At 65.7% G+C, this 2540-nt stretch carries 2 protein-coding genes and 1 pseudogene; 1 reads left to right on the plus strand and 2 read right to left on the minus strand.

Annotated features, from left to right (window positions below):
- Positions 1 to 613: ABC transporter substrate-binding protein (locus JHD07_RS37665; protein ID WP_291631413.1), on the plus strand; the 613-nt coding region annotated here is incomplete at its 5' end.
- A gap of 241 nt (positions 614 to 854) precedes the next feature.
- Here JHD07_RS37665 and der read toward each other — a convergent pair.
- Both der and JHD07_RS37675 read right to left on the minus strand, forming a co-directional pair.
- The gene (der, locus tag JHD07_RS37670; RefSeq protein WP_291631415.1) at positions 855 to 2237 is read right to left on the minus strand and encodes a ribosome biogenesis GTPase Der; all 1383 of its coding nucleotides are present in this window, start codon (positions 2235 to 2237) and stop codon (positions 855 to 857) included.
- Positions 2238 to 2341: 104 nt separating this feature from the next.
- A pseudogene (locus JHD07_RS37675) lies at positions 2342 to 2540 on the minus strand (hypothetical protein); the annotation flags it as partial.

Below are 2540 nucleotides of genomic sequence, written 5' to 3' on the forward strand. Positions count from 1 at the left end.
CAACACCGCGGACTTCTCGTCCTTCCTGCTGCAGGCGCAGTCGTCCAAGTCCAAGGTCGTCGGCCTTGCCAACGCCGGCGGCGACACCACGAATTCGATCAAGCAGGCTGCCGAATTCGGCATCGTCTCGGCCGGCCAGAAGCTTGCCGCGCTGCTGCTGTTCATCAACGACGTCCACTCACTCGGCCTCAAGACCGCTCAGGGCCTGACCTTCACCGAATCGTTCTACTGGGACATGAACGACAAGACGCGCGAATGGTCGAAGCGCTTTTCGAAGCTTGCCAGCAAGAACGCGATGCCCTCGATGACTCAGGCCGGCAATTACGCGATGGTGCTGCACTATCTGAAAGCGATGGAAGCGCTCGGCGGCAATCCGCGTGACGGCGCCAAGGTCGTCGCCAAGATGAAGGAACTGCCGACCGACGATCCGCTGTTCGGCAACGGCCCGCTGCGCCAGGACGGCCGCCGTCTCATCCCCGCCTACCTGTTCGAGGTTAAGAAGCCCGAGGAGTCGAAGGGACCGTGGGACTATTACAAGCAGATCGCCACGATCTCGGCGGAAGATGCCGCCAAGCCGCTCAAGGACAGCGACTGCCCGCTGGTGAAGAAGTGACCGCGTAGCGGTCATCCTCCCGGGATGGTGCGCGAGCATCGCCTGGGGTCTCGATCGGCATTCTCCACTGTGGTAGGGTGGGCAAAGCATGCGCCGTAGCTCGAAGAGCGAAGGCGTAAGCGTGCCCACCACTTCTTCGTATCAAGGACAGATCGTGGGCACGGCGCTTTGCGCCTTTGCCCACCCTACGCGACTGGCTTCGTCGCGGGCAGCATCCGCATTGCGATCGGCACGGCGCCGGTCACGACGGCCGCTTGCGCTTGTGCGCGAAGGGATTGGCCTTTTCACGCAGCGTGATGCGCACCGGCGTGCCCGGCAGCTCGAAGGTCTCGCGCATCGAGTTGGTGAGATAGCGCAAGTAAGATTGCGGCACCGCGTCGGCGCGCGAGCAGAACAGCACGAAGCTCGGCGGGCGCGCCTTGGTTTGGGTAATGTAGTTCAGCTTCAGCCTGCGGCCCGAAACGGCGGGCGGCGGATTGGCCTGGACCGCCTGCTCGAACCAGCGATTGAGCGCGGCCGTCGGCACGCGCCTGTTCCAGACCGCATAGGCATCCTGGATCGCCTGCATCAGCCGGTCGATGCCCTCGCCCATCAGGCCGGAGACGGCGACGATCGGCACGCCCTTGAGCTGCGGCAGCCAATGGTCGGCATCGCGACGCAGGCCCGAAATCGCGCCGCCGCCCTTGGTCTCCATCAGGTCCCATTTGTTGACGGCGAGCACGATGGCGCGGCCCTCGCGCTCGATCAGGTCGGCGATGCGCAGATCCTGTTCCTCGAAGCGGTTCTGCGTGTCCATCATCATCACGACGACTTCGGCAAAGCGCACCGCGCGTAGCGCGTCCGCGACCGAGAGCTTCTCCAGCTTCTCCTCGATCCGCGAGCGCCGGCGCAGGCCCGCGGTGTCGAACACGCGGAAATCACGGCCCTTCCAGTTGATCTCGACCGCGATGGAGTCGCGCGTGGTGCCGGCCTCAGGGCTCGTCAGCAGGCGCTCCTCGCCGAGAAGGTGGTTGATCAGCGTCGACTTGCCGGCATTGGGCCGGCCGACGATCGCGACCCGGATCGGACGCCTGGCTGCCTCTTCCTCGGAAAGCTCGGCGTCGTCCTCGTCCTCATCCTCGTCGACCGGCTCGGGCATCAGCCTGGCCAGGGCATCATAGAGCTCGCCCATGCCCTCGCCATGCTCGGCCGAGATCTGGATGGGATCGCCGAGACCGAGCGCGAAAGCTTCCATCGCGCCGGCATCGCCGTGCTTGCCTTCGCTCTTGTTCGCGATCAGCAGCACCGGCTTGTTGGCCTTGCGGGCGAAATCGGCGAAGGCGCGGTCGGTCGGCGTGAGGCCGATACGGGCGTCGATGACGAAGAACAGCGCATCGGCTTGCGCGATCGCCGCCTCGGTCTGCTCCTGCATGCGCGCCGTCAGCGAGCCCTTGGCGCCCTCGTCGAGGCCGGCGGTATCGACGATGGTGAAATGGAGATCGCCGAGCCTCGCCTCGCCCTCGCGGCGGTCGCGGGTGACGCCCGGCAGGTCATCGACCAGCGCGAGCTTCTGCCCAACCAGGCGGTTGAACAGCGTCGATTTGCCGACATTGGGCCGGCCGATGATGGCGATCGTGAAGGACATCGGTCATTCGTGCGCTGCCGGGGCAGCGCCTGTCAATGCAACGGGAATATTAGTTTGAGCATGATCTTTTCGGAAAACCGCTTCACACTTTTCCGGATCATGCTTTAGCGCGAAAAGCTGCCGCTCGGCAGCGGCGCCGGGAAGGCGCTCTGAGTTTGCTGCTGCGCGGGCTGGGCCGGCTGCGACTGCTGGACGGGCTGATCCGGCGGCGGCGCGGTGGTGCGCCTGCGGACGATCTTGTGCTTGGGCGGCGGAGCGGCCGTGGCCGGCGCGGCCTCCGGCTGGGCCTCGCCGTCGACCTCG

The organism is Bradyrhizobium sp. (assembly GCF_016462955.1).
GTDB lineage: Bacteria > Pseudomonadota > Alphaproteobacteria > Rhizobiales > Xanthobacteraceae > Bradyrhizobium.

Coding starts and splice junctions, on each gene's coding strand:
- der (WP_291631415.1), bottom strand. CDS start 2,237: ATGTCCTTCACGATCGCCATCATCGGCCGGCCCAATGTCGGCAAATCG.